Origin of the sequence: Microbacterium fluminis, from assembly GCF_051549805.1 — a bacterium.
Taxonomy (GTDB): Bacteria; Actinomycetota; Actinomycetes; order Actinomycetales; family Microbacteriaceae; genus Microbacterium.
In genome coordinates this window covers 1,135,558-1,157,758 of the sequence record NZ_CP196042.1, presented here as the reverse complement: position 1 = coordinate 1,157,758, position 22,201 = coordinate 1,135,558, and the positions used below count along the sequence as shown (strand labels likewise).

Sequence of the window (22,201 nt, the reverse complement as noted above, 5' to 3'; positions counted from 1 at the left end):
CTCCGGTGGCCGAGCTCGGGCGGCTCAGCCGTTCGTGGTGTCGGCGGGCTTCGTCGTCGGGGTGATCCCGAGCTGCTTCAGCGCCGCGTCCGCGTACTCGTTCGTGAACGTCGTCGCGTACTTCACCTGGGTGACGTCCGTGCCGATCGTGTTCAGCATCTGGTAGATCGTCTTCGGACCGCCGGCGGGCATGAGTCCGTCGGGAAGGAACTGCCCGTAGTCGGCCTCCAGCGCCTTCACGTAGTCGGCCTTGGTGATCGTGCTGTTCTGCACGAAGTCCTGCGGCAGCGCGTCGGCGACGTCCTGCGCGGTGTGGGTGCTCATCCAGTCCATCGTGGCGACGAGGGCCGTGACGACCTTCTGCACGACGTCCTTGTGCTGGTTGACCCACGCCGCGTCGGCGATGAGGCCGGCGGCCGGCCAGGCGCCGCCCAGGTTCTGCTGCGCACCGGAGGTGGTGGCCAGGTCGATCGCCGAGGTGGCGATCCCCTGCGACTCGAGCGCCGAGACGGTGGGCTGCGTCGTCATGACGCAGTCGGCCTCGCCGCGCTGCAGCGCCGCGATCGCCGTCGCACCGGCGTGCACCGCGACCGTGGTGTAGTCGCTCGGCTTGAGCCCGCCCTTCGACGCGACGAACTGCGTGAGCTGGTCGGTGCCGGAGCCGAGGTCGGTGACGCCCATCTTCTTGCCCTTGATGTCGGCGGGGGTCTTCACGTTGGCGTCCGGACGGCACATGATGCGCTCGCCGGGCGCGCCCGACAGCTGCACCACGTTGATGATGTCCTTGCCCTGAGCCTGCAGCTGGGGGGCGTGGATGTACCAGGCGCCGGAGAAGTTGACCTGGCCCGAGACCATGGCCTCCTCGGCGCCGACGCCGCCGTTCTGCTCGGTCGACAGCTGCATGTCGACGCCGTACTTCTTGTAGAAGCCCAGGCTCTCGGCCAGCTGGTACGGCAGGTAGATCTGCTTGTCGATGCCGCCGACCATCATGGTCGCGGTGGGCAGGGCCGTGCCGTCGGAGGAGGTCGCGGCCGGGGTCGACGACCCGCTGCAGGCGGCGAGGCTCAGCGACAGCGCGGAGACCACGGCGGCGACAGCGACGATGCTGCGCTTGTTCATGTTGTGCGTTTCCTTTCGGTGGCGTCGCGGGAGGTCCGCGACGGTGTTTCAGGGGTGGAGGAGGAGACGGATGCCGCGCTCAGATGCTCTGCGCGTCGGAGCGCACCGGCGGGCGCCAGCGGAGGAGGCCGCGCTCGAGCAGCGAGATCAGGTACTCCGCGGCCAGCGTGAAGACGGCCATGATGACCATGCAGGCGAAGACCGTGTCGGGGTCGAAGCGTCCCTGCGCCTGGCTGATGATGAGGCCGATGCCCTTCTGCGCACCGAGCACCTCGGCCACCAGGGCGCCGATGATCGCGAAGCCGAAGGCGGTGTGCAGCGACGCGATGATCCACGTCATGGCCGACGGGATCGTGACGTGCCGGGCGACCTGGAGGGGTCCGGCTCCGAGCACCTTCACGTTGGCGACGAGGTTCTGGTCGACTTCCCGCACGCCCTGGTAGGCGTTGAAGAAGACGGCGAAGAACACCAGCACGGCCGCGAGCAGGATCTTCGGGAAGATGCCCAGACCGAACGCGACGATGAAGATCGCGCCGAGCACGATGCGGGGGATCGAGTTGGCGATCTTGATGTACGGGCTGAACACGTCGCTCAGGTAGCGGTTGGACCCGAGCAGGATGCCGATGATCACACCGGCGATCGTGCCGGCGACGAAGCCCCACAGCGCCTCTTGGATCGTGACCCACAGCTGCTCCCAGATGGAGCCGAACGCGGTGCCCTTCGTGAACAGCGTGACCAGGGCATCCCAGATACCCGAAGGCTGGCCGTAGAAGAAGGGGTCGAGGACCTTCGTGCGCGCGGCGATCTCCCATCCGCCGATCACGATGACGGCGAACGCGATGCGGCCGGTCCACACCCACACCGTCCGCCGCGTGCGCGCCTTGCGCGCGTTGATCTGGAGCTGGTTGGCGTCGCTGTGGATGACAGGCATGATGTCGCCTGCCGACTGAAGCTCCGCCCGCTGGGTCAGGACGCCGCTCATGCCGCCACCGCCGCGGTCGTCGCGTAGGCCCGGTTGACCTCGTCCTTCAGGGATTCCCAGATCTTCGACTGCAGCTCGATGAAGTGCTTCTCGTGGCGCAGGGTCTGCACGTCGCCGCGGGGGCGGGGCAGATCGATGTCGAAGACCTCCTTGACCGTGCCGGGGCTGGAGGTCATGATCATGACCTTGTCCGACAGGGCGACGGCCTCGTCGAGGTCGTGGGTGATGAACAGCACGGTCGGACGGATCTCCTCCCACAGCCCGAGCAGCTCGGTCTGCATGATGGCCTTGGTCTGCACGTCCAGCGCTCCGAACGGTTCGTCCATGAGGAGGATGCGCGGGTTGTTGATGAGCGCTGCCGCCATCGCGACGCGCTTGCGCATTCCGCCCGAGAGCTGGTGCGGGTAGCGGTCCTCGAAGCCGGACAGTCCGACGCGGCGCAGCCAGTCCTTGGCGAGCGTCTCGGCCTCCTTCTTCGGCGTGCCGAGCAGGATCGGGCCGATGGAGACGTTCTTCAGCACGGTCTTCCAGGGGAAGAGCGAGTCGCCCTGGAACATGTAGCTGACGCCGTCGGTGATCCCGTCGACGATGTGCCCGCCGACGTGGACGGATCCGCCCGACGGCTTCTCCAGGCCCGAGACCTGGGCGAGGGTGGTGGACTTTCCGCATCCGGTGGGGCCCACGATCGCGCAGAACTGTCCTGCCTCGACCGTGAGGGTCACGTCGTTGATGGCCGTGAACGGCTTCCCCTTGGGGGTGAGGAAGCGCTTCGTCAGGCCGACGATCTCGATCCGGGCCGCATCATCGGCGACTCCCGGCTCCGCAGGGACGCGTGTGTGCGTGGCACTCATGCGATGACCTCTCTGTCTGTGCAGTGCGACGTCGCAGCTGCAAGCAACAGAGTGGATGCCGACCTCCACCGGTGTCGCGCTTTCGCGCCATGCGCCGTTTCTGCGCGATTTCGGGTGCTTTCGCGCGATCTGCTCACCGGGGGAGGTGACATAATCGCACGGATGCGATGGCGGGTCAGGCGGTTGTCGAGTCAGATATTCCTGGCTCAGCTGGTCATCCTGACGGTGTCCAGCGCCGTCGGGTTCGGCCTCTTCGCGGCGACCGCGCGCGAGAACCTCGACCAGGAGTTCCAGGCTCGGGCCGCCTCGATCGCGCAGACGTTCGCCGAGAGCCCGCCCGTGCAGGACTGCGTCGCCCACCGCGGCGACGGGTGCGACGCGACACTGCAGCAGCTGGCGACGACGACGGCGTCCCGCGTGGGCGCCGCCTACATCGTCGTCATCGACCAGGACCGCGTGCGCCTGACGCACCCCGATCCGAACCTCATCGGCCAGCAGGTCACCGAGCCGCTCGTCGCCGCCGACGGCCAGGTGCACCTGCGCGTCGACAACGGCGCCGTCGGGGTCACCGCGAACGCGCGCGTCCCCCTGCGCGACAGCACCGGCGCATTCATCGGCGAGGTCTCGGTCGGCATCCGCGAGGAGTCCGTGACGCAGCTGCTGCTCGCGCAGCTGCCGACCTACGGGGCGTGGTTCGCGGTGGCGCTGCTCATCGGCGCTGCGGCCTCGTTCGGGCTCGCGAGCCTGCTGAAGCGCCGCACGTTCGGGCTCGAGCTCGACGAGATCGCCCGCCTGCTGCAGGAGCGCGAGGCCACGCTGCACGGCATCCGCGAGGGCGTCATCGCGATCGACCCCTCCGGGCGCATCAGCGTGGTCAACGACGAGGCCACGCATCTGCTGCGCCTGGCGGACAACGTGCAGGGCCGCCGCGTCGAGGACGTGCTGGTGCCCGGCGCGATCCGCGACGCCCTCACCGGCACGAGCGCCGTGGCCGACGCGAGCGTCGTCACCGACGACTTCTGGCTCGTGCTCAACCGCATGCCCGTCATCCTCGGCGGCCGCCCGCACGGGGTGGTCGTCACGATGCAGGACCGCACCGCACTCGAGGCGCTGAGCCGTGAGCTGGCCGGCGAGCGCAGCTTCACCGAGTCGATGCGCGCGCAGCAGCACGAGTTCACCAACCGCATCCAGGGCATCGCCGGCCTCCTCGAGCTCGGCCGCGTCGACGAGGCCCTCGAGTACGTGCACGAGATCCGCGGAGTGGGCGCCGACCTCGATCAGAGCCTGCGGGCGCACATCGCGTCGCCGCAGGTCATCGGACTGCTGCTGGGCAAGGCGGCCGAGGCGGGGGAGCGCGGCATCGAGCTCGTGATCGACCCCGAGACCCGTCTGGGCGAGACGCCTGACCGCGTGCACGCGCTCATCACGGTGCTCGGCAATCTCATCGACAACGCGTTCGACGCGCTGCAGGGCACCCGCGCGCCGCGGCGGGTGATCGTGCGCGTCCTTGAGACCCCGGAGGAGATCGAGATAGAGGTCGACGACAGCGGCCCCGGCATCCCTCCCGAGGTCGCCCCGCACATCTTCCGCAGCGGCTTCACCACCAAGCCGACCGGCGTGGCGCGCCACAGCGGGCTCGGACTCTTCCTGGTGGCGCGCACGGTCGAGCAGGCCGGCGGCACGATCGAGGTGGGGGACGGTCCGGGCGCGTCCTTCACGGTGACCCTGCCGCGCACGCCCGCGACCGTGGGAGAGGATGCCTCATGACGACGCCGATGCCGCCGGCCGACCTGTCGGTGCTGATCGTCGACGACGACTACCGCGTGGCGAGCGTGCTGGCCGGGTTCGTCGACAAGGTGCCGGGGTTCGTCGCCGTCGCGGAGGCGCACACCGCCGCCGAGGCTCGGGCGCTCGTCGAGGCACACCGCCCCGACCTCGTCCTGCTGGACATCTACCTGCCCGACGGCGACGGGCTCCAGGTGGTCCGGCGTCTGCTCGACACGCCCCGCCCCCCGATGGTGCTGGTGGTGTCGGCGGCGAACGACCTCGCGGCCGTCCGCGGCGCCCTCCAGGTCGGGGCGATGCAGTACCTGCTCAAGCCGGTCGGGTTCGCCGCCCTGGCCGCACGGCTGACGGCCGTGCGCGAGGCGCATGCGCGGTTCGCCGCATGGCCGGACGACGCGACCCAGACCGACGTCGACGAGCTCTTCGCGCTCTACCGACCGCTGCCCGGCGCGGCGGCGTCGCCCGAGCTGTCGCACCTCGCCCCGACGCTGCAGTCGGTGTTCCGCGCGCTCGCCGCGAGCGGCGCGGGCATGTCGGCCTCCGAGGTGGCGCTGGAGGTGGGCATCAGCCGGGCGACGGCCCAGCGCTACCTGAGCCAGCTCGAGCAGACGGGCGTGGTCGCGCTCGATCTGCGCTACGGCGGCACCGGTCGTCCCGAGCACCGCTACTCGGTGAAGCGCCGCTGAGCCGCGCCGGCTCCTCCCCAGAAGGACGGATGCCGCAGCCTCCGGTGGGTGCGCGCGATCGCCGTCGCCGCGGCGCGGGCGTCGGCGGTCGCGGTTAGCCTGGTCGGGTGACCTCCTCCCCCCTGTCCGGCGACCCGTACGCCGACCTCGTGTGGGACGCACCTCCCGATGACTGGGCGCCCGACGACCTCGACGCCCCGCCCGCAGACGACGGATGGATGCCGCCGCCCGAGGCCGCCCGCAGGCCAGCGTCGGCCGCGACCCCCGGCATCCGTCCCTCCCGGTATCCGTCCGCGGCGGCCGCGCTGCACGACGTGTACGGCTACGACGCGTTCCGCGGCGACCAGGCCGCGATCGTCGCGCACGTCGTGGCCGGCGGCGACGCCGTCGTGCTCATGCCCACCGGCGGCGGCAAGTCGGTCACCTACCAGGTTCCCGCTCTCGTGCGGGAGGGCACCGGGCTCGTGATCAGCCCGCTCATCGCGCTCATGCACGACCAGGTCGACGCGCTCACCGCGAACGGCGTGCGCGCGGCCTACCTCAATTCCACGCAGAGCCCGTCCGAGCGCGCCGACGTAGAGCGCGCCTACGTCTCGGGCGAGCTCGATCTCATCTACGTCGCTCCCGAGCGGCTCGCGTCGCCTGCCACCGCGGCCCTGCTGCAGCGCGGCCGGCTCAGCGTCATCGCGATCGACGAGGCGCACTGCGTGTCGCAATGGGGACACGACTTCCGCCCCGACTACCTCGCGCTCGGCGGACTCGCCGACCTCTTCTCGGGCGTCCCGCGCATGGCCCTCACCGCGACGGCGACCGCGGCGACACACCGCGAGATCACCGAGCGGCTGCGCCTGCCCGACGCCCGGCACTTCGTGGCGAGCTTCGACCGTCCCAACATCCAGTACCGCATCGAGCCCAAGGTCGACCCGCGCCGCCAGCTCGCGGCGTTCGTGAAAGACCATGCGGGCGAGGCGGGCATCGTCTACGCGCTCAGCCGCAAGTCGGTCGAGCAGACCGCCGAGTACCTGCGCGGGCAGGGCGTCGACGCCCTGCCGTACCACGCGGGACTGGATGCCGGGGTCCGCGCCCGGCACCAGTCGCGGTTCCTCCGCGAAGACGGCGTGGTCATGGTGGCCACGATCGCGTTCGGCATGGGCATCGACAAACCCGATGTCCGCTTCGTCGCGCATGTCGACCTGCCCAAGTCCGTCGAGGGCTACTACCAGGAGACGGGTCGCGCGGGGCGCGACGGCGAGGCATCCGTCGCCTGGATGGTCTACGGCCTCGGCGACGTCGTGCAGCAGCGCCGCATGATCGACCAGAGCCCCGGCGATCGCACCTACAAGATGCGGCTCGGGCAGCACCTCGACGCCATGCTGGCGCTGTGCGAGACGGTCGCGTGCCGCCGGCAGAACCTGCTCGGCTACTTCGGTCAGGAGTCCGGGCCGTGCGGCAACTGCGACACGTGCCTCACCCCGCCCGACACGTGGGACGGGCTGGTGCCGGCGCAGAAACTGCTCTCGACGATCGTGCGACTGCAGCGCGAGCGCGGCCAGGCGTTCGGCGCCGGCCACCTCGTCGACATCCTGCGCGGCGCCGACACCGAGCGCATCCGCCAGCAGGGGCACGACCGGCTGAGCACCTACGGACTCGGCGCCGACCTCAGCGACCAGGACTGGCGCAGCGTCATCCGGCAGCTCCTCGCCCGCGGCGTGCTCGTGGCGCAGGGCGAGTACGGCACGCTCGGGCTCAGCGACGCCTCGGCGGCGGTCCTGCGCGGCGAGGCCGCGGTTCCGCTGCGGCGCGACGTGCTCGGCCGCGGCGGCGGGGGCGGGTCACGCCCGCGCCGGGCCGCCGCCGCCGCGAACCTCGGCGAGGCGGACCAGCCGCTGTTCGAGGCGCTGCGCGCATGGCGGGCCGGTCAGGCCCGCGAGCAGGGGGTGCCCGCCTACATCGTGTTCGGCGACGCCACGCTGCGCGCGCTCGCCGAGCTGCGTCCCGGCTCGCTCGCCGAGCTCGACGGCATCACCGGCATCGGCGCGAAGAAGCGCGAGGCCTACGGCGACGCCGTCGTCGCGGTGATCGCCGCGCACTGAGCCGGCGCAGGTCCGGCGCCGCCTCAGCGCAGGGCGAGCCGCCACACGTTGACCGTGATCGGCACGCCCTTGGGGTACTCGAACGGCGCCTGACCGCGGAACGCGAACCCCGCCCGGGCGCACAGGGCGTCGGATGCCGCGTTCTCGGGCTTCGGGAACGCATACAGCACGTTCCGACCGCCGCCGGCGCGCGTCGTGACATCCGCGATGCACAGTCGCAGAGCGCGCAGCGCGACTCCGCGCCCCTGGAAGTCGGGCAGCACGTTCCATCCCGTCTCCCACGCGGGCTCGCCGTCGTGGTCGATCTGCCAGAACCCGATGCCGCCCGCGGCCTCGCCGTCGACCTCGATGCGGAACATCCGCGCTTCGCCGGTCTCGTTCAGCCGCAGGTAGCGGGCATGCCGCACGAGGAGCTTCTCCCGGCTCTCCGGCCCCCCGAGGTAGCGCGTCATCTCGGGGGTGTTCGCCGCCTCCAGGAGCGGGAGGTCGCCCACGCCCCAGGGCGCGATGGTCACGTCCGCGGCATCCGTGCTCATGCCTCGAGTCTGCCGTGTCCCGACGCCGGCGGATGTGGGGAGCGCACAATCCGCCTCGACCACGCGGTCGCACCGTCTTGGAGGGTTCCTCCACTCGACTTGGGCCGCCGTTGGAGGAGTTCTACCGTGAAAGGGTCTTCCTCTCCCGCCCTGCCGAAAGGTCCGACATGACCGACGCCGCCGTCCGCCCGCACACGCCCGCCAACGACCGGCGCACCCCCGCCGGCGGCGCACCCACCGCGCCGCACAGCGCCGCCGAGGCATCCGAGACCCGTATCGACGTGGCGGCCGTCACCGATCTGCTCCTCGGCACTTGGGCCGACACCCGCCGCGAGGCACGGGAGATGATCAAGGATCCGGCGTTCTGGCAGGTGGCCGGGATGCCGATGGCCGAGCACCGCGAGCGGGTGCTCACCCAGCTGCACCTGCTCGTGCAGCACGGAGGCTCGCGCCGCGCCATGCCCGAGGAGTACGGCGGACTGAACGACAACGGCGCCAACCTCGCCGGATTCATGGAGCTCGTGCTCGCCGACCCCAGCCTGCAGATCAAATCGGGCGTCCAGTGGGGCCTGTTCGGCTCGGCCGTGTTCCAGCTCGGCACGAAGAAGCATCACGACGCCTGGCTGCGGGACATCATCGACCTGTCGATCCCCGGCGCGTTCGCGATGACCGAGACGGGGCACGGATCGGATGTCGCGGCCATCGGCACGACCGCGACCTACGATCCCGAGACCCAGGAGTTCGTCCTCCACACGCCGTTCCGCGGCGCGTGGAAGGACTACCTCGGCAACGCCGCGCTGCACGGCAAGGCGGCGACCGTGTTCGCCCAGCTCATCACGGGCGGCGTGAACTACGGCGTGCACTGCTTCTACGTGCCCCTGCGCGACGAGTCGGGCGCATTCCTGCCGGGCATCGGCGGCGAGGACGACGGCGTCAAGGGCGGACTCAACGGCATCGACAACGGCCGGCTGCACTTCGACCAGGTGCGCGTCCCGCTCTTCAACCTGCTCGACCGCTACGGCCAGGTCGCTGCCGACGGCACGTACACCAGCGACATCCCGAGCCCCGGCCGCCGGTTCTTCACGATGCTCGGCGCGCTCGTGCAGGGCCGCGTCTCGCTCGACGGGGCCGCCACCACCGGCACGGCCCTCGCCCTCTACATCGCGCTCACCTACGCCGGCCAGCGCCGCCAGTTCGATTCCGGCGCGGGCACCTCCGAGGTGGTGCTGCTCGACTACGGCAAGCACCAGCGCCGCCTCATCCCGCTGCTGGCCCAGAACTACGCCCAGTTCTTCTCGAACGACGAGCTGCTGCGCACGTTCGACGCCGTGTTCAGCGGCCGGGAGGACACCCCCGAGAACCGCGAGAACCTCGAGACGCTCGCCGCGGCGCTCAAGCCGCTGTCGACGTGGAACGCGCTGTCGACGATCCAGGAGGCCCGTGAGGCGTGCGGCGGCTCCGGCTTCCTCGCTGAGAACCGCATGGTGGGCCTGCACCAGGACCTCGACGTCTACGTCACGTTCGAGGGCGACAACAACGTGCTCCTGCAGCTGGTCGGCAAGCGCCTGCTGGCCGACTTCGCGAAGCAGTTCAAGGGGGCGGATGCCGCGGCGCTGGCCAAGTACGCGGTCGGGCAGACCGCCGGTCGCATCTTCCACGGCGCCGGGCTCCGCGCGCTCGGCCAGTCGGTCGCGGACTTCGGCTCCACCGCCCGCTCGGTCGAGCTCGGTCTGCGCGCAGAACAGCAGCACGAGCTGCTGGCCGGCCGCGTGCAGCAGATGGTGACGGATGTCGCGACCGCCCTGCGCCCGGCGTCCAAGCTGTCCCCCGACGAGGCCGCCGCGGTGTTCAACGCGCACCAGTCCGAGCTCATCGAGGCCGCCCGCGCCCATGGCGAGCTGCTGCAGTGGGAGGCGTTCAGCGACGGCGTGAAGGCGGTCTCCGACGAGGGCACGAAGCAGGTGCTGACGTGGCTGCGCGACCTGTTCGGCCTGCACCTCATCGAGAAGCACCTCGCGTGGTACCTGATCAACGGACGCCTGTCGGCGCAGCGCGCGGCATCGGTCACGAAGTACATCGACCGCCTCACCGCCCGCCTGCGCCCCCACGTGCAGGACCTCGTCGACGCCTACGGCTTCGAGCCCGAGCACGTGCGCGCGCCCATCGCCTCGGGTGCCGAGCAGGAGCGGCAGGACGAGGCCCGCGCCTACTTCGAGGCGCTCGCCGCCTCGGGCGAGGCGCCGGTGTCGGAGAAGTCGCTCAAGAAGAAGTAGGGCGCGTCCGGGTTCCGCGGGTGTCGCCACCCCGACCTAGAGTCGAGGCGTGACCACCGACCTGCGCACCGGGCCCGACGGGCGCGCCCGCTGCGCCTGGGTCGGCGAGGACGCCGAATACCTCCGCTATCACGACGAGGAGTGGGGTGTCCCTCTGCACGGCGACCGTGCGCTGTTCGAGAAGATGAGCCTCGAGGGGTTCCAGGCCGGCCTGTCGTGGATCACGATCCTGCGCAAGCGGCCACGGTTCCGCGAGGTGTTCGCCGGGTTCGACCCGACCGTCGTCGCCGGATTCGGCGATGACGACGTCGCGCGGCTGATGCAGGATGCCGGCATCATCCGCAATCGGGCGAAGATCGAGGCGACGATCGGCAACGCCCGGCTCGTGACCGGCATGGCCCCGGGAGAGCTCGACGCTCTGCTCTGGTCGTACGCCCCGGCATCCGCCCCTCGTCCCGCGACGTTCGCCGATGTGCCCGCGACGACGGCGGAGTCGACCGCGATGAGCAAGGAGCTGCGCCGGCGCGGATTCCGCTTCGTCGGGCCGACCACGATGTACGCGCTCATGCAATCCGGCGGAATGGTCGACGACCACGTCGACGGCTGCTGGCGGGCCGCGTAGCCGACGGCGGGTCAGCTCCTCCCGGCCGCCGGGACGGCGTCTCCCGGCCCGACCGGCGTCATCCGGCCGGCCCGCAGCCCGCGCGCGACGAGGGAGGTCGCGAGAGAGCTCGAAGACGAACACCGGCCCGGCGAACAGCAGCGCCCACGGGCTGCCGGGTCCGAGCGCGCCCGTCAGCTGCAGGGAGTTGCCGGTCAGCACGAGGACCCCGCCGACGATGCCGAGCACGCCGATCCACCGCGGCACCACCCCCGAGCGCACCAGCAGCGCGCCGATCACGAGCGTGTTCACGCTGATGACCAGCCCCTGCCCGACGAGGAACGCGGCGGCGTGCAGGTCGACCAGGATCGGGATGCCGGCGCTCCCGGCCGACGGAGCCCCGAGCCCTGCGAGCACCAGCATGGGCAGCACCCCGGCGGCGACGACGGCGGCCTCGAGCGTGCGCAGCGCGGAGAACGTCGCGGCGAGGGTCGGCGCGTACGGGGTGAGCAGCGGCAGCAGCACGACACCCGTGCCGACCACCCCGAGGGCCAGAGCGACCTCGAGAGCGACGCCGAGCAGCACCAGCGCGTGCGCGCCGGAGGCGGCCGGATCCGCGAGCGCCGTGGCGTAGGCAGCCGCCGCGCCCACCGAGGTGATGTGCGTGGAGAAGTACAGCAGGCCGGCGACGAGCGCGGCGGAACGGGTGGGCGACATGGACGGCACTCCTGGACTCGATGATGAGGTATACGGTGTAGACCTTCTCCTCCGAACGCTAGGTCTACGCTGTACACATGTCAACTCCGACGCGGCAGCGACTCGACCGCGACCGGGTGCTGGATGCCGCCGTCGCCCTCGCCGACGCCACCACTCTCGAGGCGACGAGCATGCGCAGACTCGCCGAGACCCTCGGCGTGACACCGATGGCGCTGTACAAGCACGTCGCCGATCGGGAGGAGCTCATCGACGGAATGGTCGACGTCGTCGTGGCGGAGATCGAGGCGCGCATCGCCGACGACGCGGGGAGCGCAGCATCCGCTCCTCCGGCGGACTGGCGTGCTGCGGTGCGCGGGCGCATCCTCACGGCGCGTGCGGTGATCCTGCAGCACGCCTGGGCGCAGGAGGCGATCGTCACGCGCACCCGCTCGAGCGTCGCCGTCCTGTCCTACATGGACGCGCTGATCGGGATACTGCGCGCCGGTGGTCTCCCGATCGACCTCGTGCACAACGCGATGCACGCCCTCAGCACCCGGATGTGGGGGTTCACGCGTGAGGTGTTCCCCACCCCGCAGCTGCCCGCCGACCCCGCCGAGCGCGCGGCGACCCTCGCGGAGTTCGCTCGGGTGTACCCGAACATCGTCCACATGGCGGACGCGGTCTCACACGCCGGAGGGTGCGACGACGAGGCCGAGTTCGCCTTCGCGCTCGACCTCCTGCTCGACGGTTTCGCACGACACCGGTGACGTGTCCGGGAAATACTTGACACCTGACACGTTACTGATCTTTCTCCGCTCCGATCAGGAAGAAAACCGGTAGTACTGAGACCACTACTGGGATGCGTCAACGCGCGGGGGCGAGCGCTCGCGACCGGTCTAGCCTCGCGGTGTGACGATGCCGGAGGCAGGGCTCCATCGCACGATGTCGACCACGATCGGCACCGTGCGGTTGCGCGTGGTCCGCCTTCCGCAGGGGTCGACCATGCTCGACCCGACGCCGCGAGGCCGTCGCGGCGTCCGCCTCGTGCTTCCGCTCGACGAGGGCGTCGTCCTGCGCGCGGCCGACGGCTCGCAGTGCGTCGTCGGGAACCACGACCTCGTCCGGATGCCCGGCGGGCACCCCGCGACGATGATCCTCGCCCGTCCCGCCTCCGTCGCCACCGTCGACATCCCCGCCGACGCCTTCGTCGCGTGCGGCTCCGTGCTGCCGGCGCAGCACGCGCAGACGCACCCCTCGTCTCCGCTCGTGCAGCCGGTGCGCGAGTTCGTCCTGGGCGCGATCGAGCACGGCATCGAGGGCGCGTCGATCTCGGCGGCCATGTTCGAGCAGATGCTCGCCGACATGGTCGCTTCCCTCGCCGCGGATCCGGCGGGAGCACCGCCGGCCCGTCCCGATGCCCGCGCCTCCCTGTACGAGCAGGCCCTGGCCCACATCGCGATGTTCCGCGACAGCGCCGCGCTCGATCCCGCGCAGGTCGCCCGGAGCCTCCGGGTCTCGCTGCGCCAGTTGCAGCGCGCCTTTGAGGAGCAGGGATCCTCGCCCGCGCGCGAGATCCGTCGGCAGCGCACCGAAGCGGCCCTCGCGATGCTCGCCGACGCGGCATTCGACGATGTGCGCATCCCCGAGATCGCCGTCCGCGCGGGGTTCGGCAACGACGCCGAGATGCGCCGCGCCGTGGCCGTCTGGACCGGCACCACCCCGTCGCACCTGCGCGGCGACCGGCCTCCGGGCTCGCCCGACTGATCCGCCTGCGTGAGAACGGGGGGATCGTCGACTTTCCACTCCCCAGCGACGATCCCCTCGTTGTCACTCAGGCGCCTTCCGGCTGACGCCGCCCGGTGCGACACCCGGACGGCGCCGCGGCATCGAGCAGGATCGGACAAGCGGCTGTCGGGGGCGTGCGTCACACTGGTGAGCGGATGCCGCGTCCCGCCGTGGCCTGACCCTGGAGAGCGCATGCCCGACGACAAGGCCCCGGCCGCCGACAGCCACGACGTCCTCCGGGTGGTGGGTGCGCGGGTCAACAACCTCAAGGACGTCAGCGTCGACATCCCCAAGCGCCGCCTCACGGTGTTCACCGGGGTGAGCGGCTCGGGCAAGTCGTCGCTCGTGTTCGGCACGATCGCGTCGGAGTCGCAGCGCCTCATCAACGAGACCTACCCGACCTTCGTGCAGCAGTTCATGGCCCAGCTGCAGCGGCCCGAGGTCGACGCGCTCGAGAACATCAGCCCGGCGATCATCGTCGACCAGGAGCGCATGGGGGCCAACGCCCGTTCGACGGTGGGCACCGCGACCGACGCCCACGCGATGCTGCGGCTGCTGTTCAGCCGCTTGGGTCAGCCGCACGTGGGCTCGCCGCAGGCCTTCTCGTTCAACGTGCCGTCCGTATCCGGCACCGGCGCGGTCACGCTCGAGAAGGCCGGCAAGAAGGTCAAGGAGCGGCGCTCCTTCGAGATCACCGGCGGCATGTGCCCGCGGTGCGAGGGGCTCGGCCAGGTCAGCGACGTCGACCTCGACGAGCTGTACGACAGGACCAAGTCGCTCAACGAGGGCGCGATCACGATCCCCGGGTACAGCGCCGACGGATGGATGGTGAAGGGATTCAGCGAGTCGGGGTTCATGGACCCCGACAAGCCCATCCAGGACTTCACCGAGCAGGAGCGGCAGGCGTTCCTCTACAGCGAGCCGACGAAGGTCAAGATCAACGGCATCAACATGACCTACGAGGGTCTGGTTCCGAAGATCACCAAGTCGATGCTGCAGAAGGACCGCGACAGCCTGCAGCCGCACGTGCGGGCCTTCGTCGACCGTGCCGTCAAGTTCATGCCGTGTCCGGAATGCGACGGCACTCGACTCAACGACGGCGCGCGGTCGTCGAAGATCCAGGGGATCAGCATCGCCGACGCCGCGGCCATGCAGATCACCGACCTCGGCGAGTGGCTCGCGGGTGTGAACGACCCCGAGGTCGCTCCGCTCATGAAGAGCCTGCGCGACCTCGTGGCATCCTTCGTCGACATCGGGCTCGGCTACCTCTCGCTCGACCGGGCCTCGGGCACGCTGTCGGGAGGGGAGGCGCAGCGCACCAAGATGATCCGCCACCTCGGGTCGCCGCTCACCGACATCTCGTACGTGTTCGACGAGCCCACCGCCGGCCTGCACCCGCATGACATCCAGCGCATGAATGCCCTGCTCCAGCTGCTGCGCGACAAGGGAAACACGGTGCTCGTGGTCGAGCACAAGCCCGAGGTGATCGAGATCGCCGACCACATCGTCGACCTCGGCCCCGGCGCGGGTCGCGCGGGCGGCGAGATCCGCTACGAGGGGGATGTCGCGGGCCTCCGCTCCTCCGACACGCTCACCGGCCGCCATCTCGACCACCGTGCCCGGTTGAAGGAGTCGACGCGCACCGCGACGTCGGCGCTCGAGATCCGCGGGGCGACGCAGCACAACCTCAAGGACGTCGACGTCGACGTGCCGCTCGGCATCCTCACGGTCGTCACGGGGGTCGCCGGCTCGGGCAAGTCGTCGCTCATCCACGGCAACGTGCCCTCGTTCGACGACGTCGTGGTCGTCGACCAGTCGCCCATCAAGGGCTCGCGGCGCAGCAGCCCGGCAACCTACACCGGACTGCTCGACACGATCCGCGCCGCGTTCGCGAAGGCGAACGGCGTCAAGCCCGGCCTGTTCAGCGCCAACTCCGAAGGCGCGTGCCCCGCCTGCAAGGGCCTCGGCGTCATCATCACGAGCCTGGGATTCACGCAGTCGGTCGAGACGCTGTGCGAGCTGTGCGAGGGCACCGGGTTCAGCGACGCGGTGCTCGAGTACGAGCTCGATGGCAAGAACATCGCCGAGGTGCTCGCGATGTCGGCGGCCGAGGCATCCGAGTTCTTCACCACGGGCCCGGCCGCCACCACGCTGGCCCGCATGATCGACGTCGGACTGGGCTACATCACGCTCGGCCAGGCGCTGAACACCCTGTCGGGCGGCGAACGACAGCGGCTCAAGCTCGCGATCTCGATGGCGAAGAAGGGGGCGGTCTACGTGCTCGACGAGCCCACCACCGGCCTGCACCTCGCCGACGTCGACAATCTGCTCGGCATGCTCGACCGGCTGGTCGAAGCCGGCAACTCGGTCATCGTGATCGAGCACCACCAGGCCGTGATGGCGCACGCCGACTGGATCATCGACATCGGCCCCGGTGCCGGGCACGACGGCGGCGAGATCGTGTTTGAAGGGACGCCCGCGCAGCTCGTCGCCGACGCGACGACGCTGACCGGCACGCATCTGCGGCGCTACGTCGGGGCGTGAGCCCATCCGCGACCCGGGTCGCGGATGGGGAAAACGCCCCATATCCCGAGGTTCGCGGTCCGAAATCCTGCGGTTAGGCTAGGGAAAGGATTCGGATTCGCTGAACGTCGCTGCTCACCCGCGGTGCCGTACACAGGCCCCGGGGGGAGGCTGAGATGACGTCGTTCGCCTGGTTGCGAGCGCGCCCGAAGGCGCTCGCCTCGGCGGGGGCGGTCACTGCGGCCGCCGTGACCATCACGACGCTCGCCTTCGTCTATCAGGGCCTGCCCACCACCGAGGTCGACCTGCACGACGGCGGCGTCTGGGTGACGAAGAAGTCGAGCCTGCTGGTCGGCCACTTCAACCACGAATCCCAGGTGCTCGACGGCGGACTGCGCACGGGGTCCGACTCCTACGACATCCTGCAGTCCGGATCCCGCGTGCTCGTGGTCGATCAGACGCATTTCACCGTCACGCCCGTCGACCCCGCGATGGTGACCCTGACGAACTCCGCCGACCTGCCCTCCGGCGCCAAGGTCGCTCTCGGCGGCGGCACGGTCGCGATCCTCGACCCGAGCTCCGGGGCACTGTGGGCGGCGCGCGCCGACACGGTCGGCTCGTTCACCGCCAAGGGCGTCGACCCGAACGCCACCCTCGGCGAGGGCGCCGACGTCGCGGTCGGCGTCGACGGCACCGTCCACGCGGTGTCGACCCACGACGGTGAGATCGTCTCCATCGCCATGAACGCCAACGGCGAACCGCAGGACCCCTCGCGGCAGGCGGTCGACGGCGTCAAGGACGCGAAGGATGCCTCGATCTCCGCCGTCGGATCGACGGCGGTCGTGCTCGCCGGCGGCACGGTTTACGGATCGAACGGCCTGCGTGCCACCGTCTCCGGCGCCGACGGGGCCGTGCTGCAGCAGGCGTCCGCCGATGCGCCGGCTGTCGCCGTCGCGACCAAGGGCGCGCTGGTCGAGGTGCCGCTGGACGGCTCGGCGCCCGCCGAGCAGCAGGCGGGCGGTCAGGGCACCCCCGCGGCGCCGGTCTCGCTCAAGGGCTGCGCCTACGCGGCGTGGTCGGGCTCGGGGAAGTTCATCCGCGACTGCGCGGGCGACGGCGACGACCTCACCACCGACATCCAGGGCATCGACCCGTCGGCGGAGCTGTCGTTCCGGCAGAACCGCGACGTGGTCGTGCTCAACGACGTCATCGGCGGGGCGGCCTGGATGGCCAGCGACAGCATGCAGCGCGTCGACAACTGGAACGACGTCACTCCGCCCGAAGGCAACACGGAGGACAAGGACAAGACCACCCAGGAGACGGTGCAGACCACGCTCCCGGTCCGCAGCGACATCAACACCCCTCCGGTCGCGAACAACGACGACTTCGGGGTGCGCCCGGGCCGCACGACCGTGCTCCCGGTGCTCGACAACGACAGCGACGCCGACGGCGACGTGCTGACCGCGACCGTGCCCGACGGCAATCCCAAGCTCGGAAGCATCCAGCCGATCAACAACGGCGGAGCACTCCAGATCGCGGTTCCCGACGGCGCATCCGGATCCGACACCTTCCGCTATCAGGTCGACGACGGTCGCGGTGGGACCGCAACCGCCTCCGTGCACCTCACGGTGCACGACTGGAGCGTCAACGCGGCGCCCACCCAGAAGCGCGTCACGACCATCGCGGTGGAGGCCGGCAGCACCGTGTCGTACAACGTGCTCTCCGACTGGATCGACCCCGATGGCGACGAGGTCTTCCTCAAGGCCGTGGTGCCCGCTCCCGGCGACGAGGCCGACTTCACCGCGAACGGCCAGATCACCTACCGCGCGATCGCCGGCACGGTCGGGCGCAAGGATGTCGCGGTCACCGTGTCGGACGGCACCGCCGTGACCGAGGGCATCGTGCGCTTCGACGTGCGACCCGTCGGCTCGACGATCCCGGTCACCAACCCCGACCACGTGGTCGTGCGCGCGGGTCAGACCGCGACCGTCGCGCCGCTCACCAACGACACCACCGCCGGCCGCGATCCCCTGCGTCTCGCGCGTGTGGACGAGGTGGCGGGCGCCACGATCGTCCCCGACTACGCCGACAAGACGTTCTCGTTCGTCTCGAACACTCCGGGCACGTACTACGTGCAGTACCTCGCCACGGCGGCGGGGGCCAACGCCTCCAACGTGGTGCGCGTCGACGTGCTGCCGGAAGGCGACACGAACCTCCCGCCGATCGCGGTGCGCGACGTGGCGCTGCTTCCGTCGGGCGGCGACGTGCTCGTCAACGTGCTCGCCAACGACACCGACCCGGCCGGCGGCATCCTCGTCGTCCAGTCGGTCACCGTCCCCCCCAACTCCGGGATCGCGGTGTCGGTGCTCAACCACGAGACGCTGCGGATCAGCGACCAGGCCGCCCTCGGCGAGCAGGTGCGCATCGCCTACCGCATCTCGAACGGCTCGCAGACGGCCGACGGCGAGGTGGTCGTGATCCCGGTGCCGGCTCCGGCGAAGCTGCAGCCGCCGGTCGCGAACGACGATCAGGCGGTCGTGCGCGCGGGGGACATCGTCACGATCCCCGTGCTCGCCAACGACTACCACCCCAACGGCGACACGATGCACGTCGCCCCCGACCTGGTGCCCCCGCTGATCACGCCCGCCCAGGGCGAGATGTTCGTGTCCCAGGACACGGTGCGCTTCCGCGCGTCCGACACCCCCGGCACGGTGTACGCGACCTATGAGGTCGTCGATTCGTCCGGACAGAAGGATGCCGGCTACATCACCATCCAGGTCCTGCCGGTCAACACCGACACCAACACCGCCCCACGCCCTCGCGATCTGGTCGCCCGCGCCCTGAGCGGCGCGCAGGTGCGCATCCCGGTGCCGCTGGACGGGATCGATGCGGACGGCGACTCGGTCGCGCTCGTGGGCATCGCCTCCGCGCCCACGAAGGGCCGCATCATCGACACCGGCGCCGACTTCCTCACCTACGAGGCGTTCGCCGGCTCGAACGGCGCCGACTCGTTCACCTACCGGGTGCGCGACCACCTCGGCAAGGAGGGCGTCGCCTCCATCCGGATCGGGATCGCTCCTCCCGAGTCGGCCAACCAGGCGCCCTACGCGGTGAAGGACGCGGTCGTGATGCGCCCCGGTCGCCAGGTCGCGGTGCCCGTGCTGCAGAACGACTCCGACCCGGACGGCGACGAGATCTCCCTCGTCAGCGGCGGCCTCCAGGTGCCCGACGTGCCGGGACTGTCGGCGACCGTCGAGGGCAACCGCGTGGTTGTCACCTCGCCCAGCACCCCGGTGCAGACCTCCCTGCAGTACACGATCCGCGACGCGCGCGGCGCCACGGCGACCGCGGTGCTGCAGATCACCGTCGCGAACGACGTCCCGCTGCTGCGCCCGATCGCGCGCGACGACCGCATCCGCGTGCAGGACGTGAAGGACGACGGCACCGTCGACGTCGAGGTGCTCGTCAACGACGAGGATCCCGACGGCACGATCAAGGCGCTCAAGGTGTCGGTCTCCGACCCGGTGGCGACCGTGCTGCCCGACAACAAGGTGCGCGTGACGCTCGGCGACACCGCGCAGCTGATCACCTACACGATCACCGATGTCGACGGGCTCACCGCCTCCGCGTTCATCTCGGTGCCGGCGCTCGGCGACCTGCCGCCCACACTCACCACGACGACGCCGATCGAGGTCAAGAGCGGCGAGACGATCGACCTGCCGCTCGCAGACCACGTGAAGGCCGCCGGCGGCGCCAAGGTCGTGATCACCGAGGCGGCGAAGGTCAGCGCGGTGCACGGCAACGGCGGGTCGCTCATCAAGGACCAGACCACGCTCACGTACACCTCGGCGCAGGGGTACTTCGGCCAGGACGCGCTCACGTTCGAAGTGACGGACGGCACCGGACCCGACGACCCGAAGGGGCGGAAGGCCACGCTGGTGATCCCGATCACGGTGCTGCCGCCCGAGAACCAGCCGCCGACGTTCACGAACGGACAGCTGGATGTCGCCCCCGGCGAGGCGGCGGCGACGCTCGACCTGCGCGCCCTGACGACCGATCCCGACCCGGCCGACCTCGACGGCATGAAGTACGAGATCGTGGGCGGCGCGCCCGCGGGCATGTCGGCATCGATCGAGGGTCAGCAGCTCAAGGTGAGCGCCGACTCCGGCACCGCGAAGGGCACGGTGGGCGCGGTCACGCTGCGCATCACCGACGGCAAGACGGCCCCCGTCGAGGGCTCGGTGTCGGTCCGGGTGACCGCCTCGACCCGACCGCTGCCGACCGCGAACGACGACGTGGTCGCCGAGGCGCCGCAGGGTCGCACGCAGAGCGTCGACGTGCTCGCGAACGACTCCAATCCCTTCCCGGACACCCCGCTGAAGGTGGTGACGGCGATCACCGAGACCGGGGCGGGTCAGGCATCCGTCACCGGCAACAGGGTCGATGTGACGCCCGACGCGAACTTCTTCGGCACGATGGTGGTGCGCTACCGCATCCAGGACGCGACCGGCGATCGCGACCGCGAGGTGGAGGGTCGCATCCGCCTCACGGTGCAGGGCCGTCCCGATGTGCCGGGAACGCCGACGGTCTCGTCGGTGCAGGACCGCACCGTCGTCATGTCATGGCGCCCGCCGGCGGACAACGGCGCGCCCATCACCGGCTACACGGTGACCTCGATCGCGGGCAACTACACGAAGAAGTGCGCGGCGACCACGTGCACCCTCGACGGCCTGACCAACAACGTCGAGTACAACTTCGTCGTGGTCGCCACGAACAAGGTCGGCGACTCCGACCCGTCCGCGCCGTCGGCCACCGCGCGTCCCGACGCCCGCCCCGACACCCCGCAGCCGCCGACGCTGGTGTTCGGCGACCGCAGCCTGCAGGTGGCGTGGGTGACGCCGCCCACCCCGGGCTCGCCCGTGGAGTCGTTCACCCTCGAGATCTCGCCCGCGCCGCGTTCCGGCGCGATCCAGAAGACGAAGGTCACCGGCAACTCGCTCACGTGGGAGGGACTCGACAACGGCACGGCCTACCAGGTGCGCGTGCAGGCGGTGAACCGCGCCCCCGAACCGTCGAGCTGGAGCCAGTACTCCGCGTTCATGGTTCCGGCGAAGGCTCCGGATGCCCCGGCTGCACCGACGACCGCGCGCAACGCCCCGGTCGGCTCCCAGGCGCAGATGCAGGTGTCGTGGAACGCGCCCGCCAACAACGGCGACCCGATCGCGGGCTACCGGCTGACGGTCAGGGGCGGCGGTGCGCCGGATCGCACCATCCCCGTCGCAGCGGGCACCACCTCGGCGGCGGTCACCATCGACGCCAGCCAGAGCGACTACACCTTCACGGTGGCGGCGCAGAACAAGGCCGGATGGGGAGCCGACAGCCCGCCGTCCGCCCCGCGTCGCGCGTTCGTCGCGCCGGGCGCACCCACGGCCGTCCAGGCATCCACTCCCGCTCCCGACAATGCGATCGCAGTGACCTACGCGCCCGCCGCGGGCAACGGCGCCACCGCCTCCGAGGTGCGCTACGAGTACTCGGTCAACGGCGGGGCGAGCTGGGCGGGCAACTGGGACGCGAGCGGCGGCCGCATCACGTCGGGCATCTCGAACGGCAACAGCTACCAGGTGCTGGTGCGCGCGTTCACCGCCCTCGACGGGGTGCGCTACGACGGTCCCGCCTCGAGCCCGTCCGCGGCCGTCGTGCCGTACGGACCGATCCGTCAGCCCGGCGCGAGCGTCGGCAAGCCCAACCCGACCACCCTGACGTTCAACTGGTCGGCGCCGGCGGCGAACGGCCGCGACATCGTCAGCGTCGAGATCGCGATCGACGGCATCAGCGGACGCCACGCGGTCGGCCTCAGCGGCTCCGAGTCCTACGACGTCGGATACTCCCAGAGCCGTGGGATCACGGTGTGGGCGACGGATGCCGCGGGCCAGACCTCATCCGCGAGCGCGTCGGGTCGCACCGACGATCCGCCGCAGCCGCGTGCGTGGACGAGTAAGACGGGCAATGCGGTGGGGCAGTTCCGATGCAGCAGCCCGACCTGCGCCTACGGCGTGCTCAACGTGCAGAACTTCCCGGCCGGCAACTACACGCTCTCGTGCAACGCGACGGGCCCGTGGGGCGGCCGGTGGGGCACGAAGACGTACTACGTGCCCGCCAACGGCTCCGTGGCCCTCACCTGCTACTTCGGAGACCCGGGTGCGGACTTCTGGATCTCCATCGACGGCTACGGCGACGCCGAGCACATGACCTGGTACTAGCGACAGAGAAG

General features: G+C 70.7%; 13 protein-coding genes and 1 pseudogene. 9 read left to right on the top strand and 5 right to left on the bottom strand.

Going from position 1 to position 22,201, the window contains the following annotated elements; all coding sequences use genetic code 11:
* Window positions 1-24: 24 nt before the first annotated feature.
* The 3 genes from ACSJDX_RS05485 to ACSJDX_RS05475 form a co-directional block, all read right to left on the bottom strand.
* Complete coding sequence (locus tag ACSJDX_RS05485) at window positions 25-1,119, bottom strand: ABC transporter substrate-binding protein (RefSeq protein WP_438354553.1); 1,095 nt, start codon at window positions 1,117-1,119, stop codon at window positions 25-27.
* 79 nt (window positions 1,120-1,198) lie between these two features.
* Window positions 1,199-2,050 carry an ABC transporter permease gene (locus tag ACSJDX_RS05480; RefSeq protein WP_438354552.1) on the bottom strand — a complete coding sequence of 284 codons (852 nt, stop codon included), beginning with the start codon at window positions 2,048-2,050 and terminating at the stop codon, window positions 1,199-1,201.
* 47 nt (window positions 2,051-2,097) lie between these two features.
* The gene (locus tag ACSJDX_RS05475; protein ID WP_438354551.1) at window positions 2,098-2,952 is read right to left on the bottom strand and encodes an ABC transporter ATP-binding protein; all 855 of its coding nucleotides are present in this window, start codon (window positions 2,950-2,952) and stop codon (window positions 2,098-2,100) included.
* A 183-nt stretch (window positions 2,953-3,135) separates the two neighbouring features.
* Between ACSJDX_RS05475 and ACSJDX_RS05470 the strand changes: the two genes are divergently transcribed.
* The 3 genes from ACSJDX_RS05470 (at window position 3,136) to recQ (ending at window position 7,516) form a co-directional block, all read left to right on the top strand.
* Complete coding sequence (locus ACSJDX_RS05470) at window positions 3,136-4,719, top strand: ATP-binding protein (protein WP_438354550.1); 1,584 nt, start codon at window positions 3,136-3,138, stop codon at window positions 4,717-4,719.
* Window positions 4,716-5,423: a response regulator gene (locus ACSJDX_RS05465; protein ID WP_438354549.1), complete on the top strand. Its 708-nt coding sequence runs from the start codon at window positions 4,716-4,718 to the stop codon at window positions 5,421-5,423. The genes ACSJDX_RS05470 and ACSJDX_RS05465 overlap by 4 nt, the downstream gene beginning before the upstream one ends.
* Before the next feature lie 107 nt (window positions 5,424-5,530).
* A complete protein-coding gene (recQ, locus tag ACSJDX_RS05460) occupies window positions 5,531-7,516 on the top strand; it encodes a DNA helicase RecQ (RefSeq protein ID WP_438354548.1) in 1,986 nt (661 codons plus the stop codon).
* 23 nt (window positions 7,517-7,539) lie between these two features.
* Here the strand turns inward: recQ and ACSJDX_RS05455 are convergent, their stop codons facing one another.
* On the bottom strand, window positions 7,540-8,052 hold the full coding sequence (locus ACSJDX_RS05455) for a GNAT family N-acetyltransferase (RefSeq protein WP_438354547.1): 513 nt from the start codon (window positions 8,050-8,052) through the stop codon (window positions 7,540-7,542).
* 167 nt (window positions 8,053-8,219) lie between these two features.
* Here ACSJDX_RS05455 and ACSJDX_RS05450 point away from each other — a divergent pair, with 167 nt between their 5' ends.
* Together ACSJDX_RS05450 and ACSJDX_RS05445 are read left to right on the top strand one after the other, a co-directional pair.
* Entirely contained in the window at window positions 8,220-10,325 is a 2,106-nt protein-coding gene (locus ACSJDX_RS05450) for an acyl-CoA dehydrogenase family protein (protein ID WP_438354546.1), read from the top strand.
* A 49-nt stretch (window positions 10,326-10,374) separates the two neighbouring features.
* A complete protein-coding gene (locus ACSJDX_RS05445) occupies window positions 10,375-10,947 on the top strand; it encodes a DNA-3-methyladenine glycosylase I (protein WP_438354545.1) in 573 nt (190 codons plus the stop codon).
* 162 nt (window positions 10,948-11,109) lie between these two features.
* Here the strand turns inward: ACSJDX_RS05445 and ACSJDX_RS05440 are convergent.
* Window positions 11,110-11,643: pseudogene (locus ACSJDX_RS05440) on the bottom strand (DUF4386 domain-containing protein); the annotation flags it as partial.
* Between the two features lie 77 nt (window positions 11,644-11,720).
* Here ACSJDX_RS05440 and ACSJDX_RS05435 point away from each other — a divergent pair.
* The 4 genes from ACSJDX_RS05435 (at window position 11,721) to ACSJDX_RS05420 (ending at window position 22,190) form a co-directional block, all read left to right on the top strand.
* Window positions 11,721-12,389 (top strand): TetR/AcrR family transcriptional regulator, encoded by a 669-nt coding sequence (locus ACSJDX_RS05435; RefSeq protein WP_438354544.1) that lies wholly within the window; start codon window positions 11,721-11,723, stop codon window positions 12,387-12,389.
* 148 nt (window positions 12,390-12,537) lie between these two features.
* Window positions 12,538-13,386, top strand: coding sequence for a helix-turn-helix domain-containing protein (locus tag ACSJDX_RS05430; protein ID WP_438354940.1), 849 nt, complete (start codon window positions 12,538-12,540; stop codon window positions 13,384-13,386).
* Between the two features lie 213 nt (window positions 13,387-13,599).
* Window positions 13,600-15,951 carry an ATP-binding cassette domain-containing protein gene (locus ACSJDX_RS05425; RefSeq protein WP_438354543.1) on the top strand — a complete coding sequence of 784 codons (2,352 nt, stop codon included), beginning with the start codon at window positions 13,600-13,602 and terminating at the stop codon, window positions 15,949-15,951.
* A gap of 155 nt (window positions 15,952-16,106) precedes the next feature.
* The gene (locus tag ACSJDX_RS05420; RefSeq protein ID WP_438354542.1) at window positions 16,107-22,190 is read left to right on the top strand and encodes an Ig-like domain-containing protein; all 6,084 of its coding nucleotides are present in this window, start codon (window positions 16,107-16,109) and stop codon (window positions 22,188-22,190) included.
* Window positions 22,191-22,201: the final 11 nt, after the last annotated feature.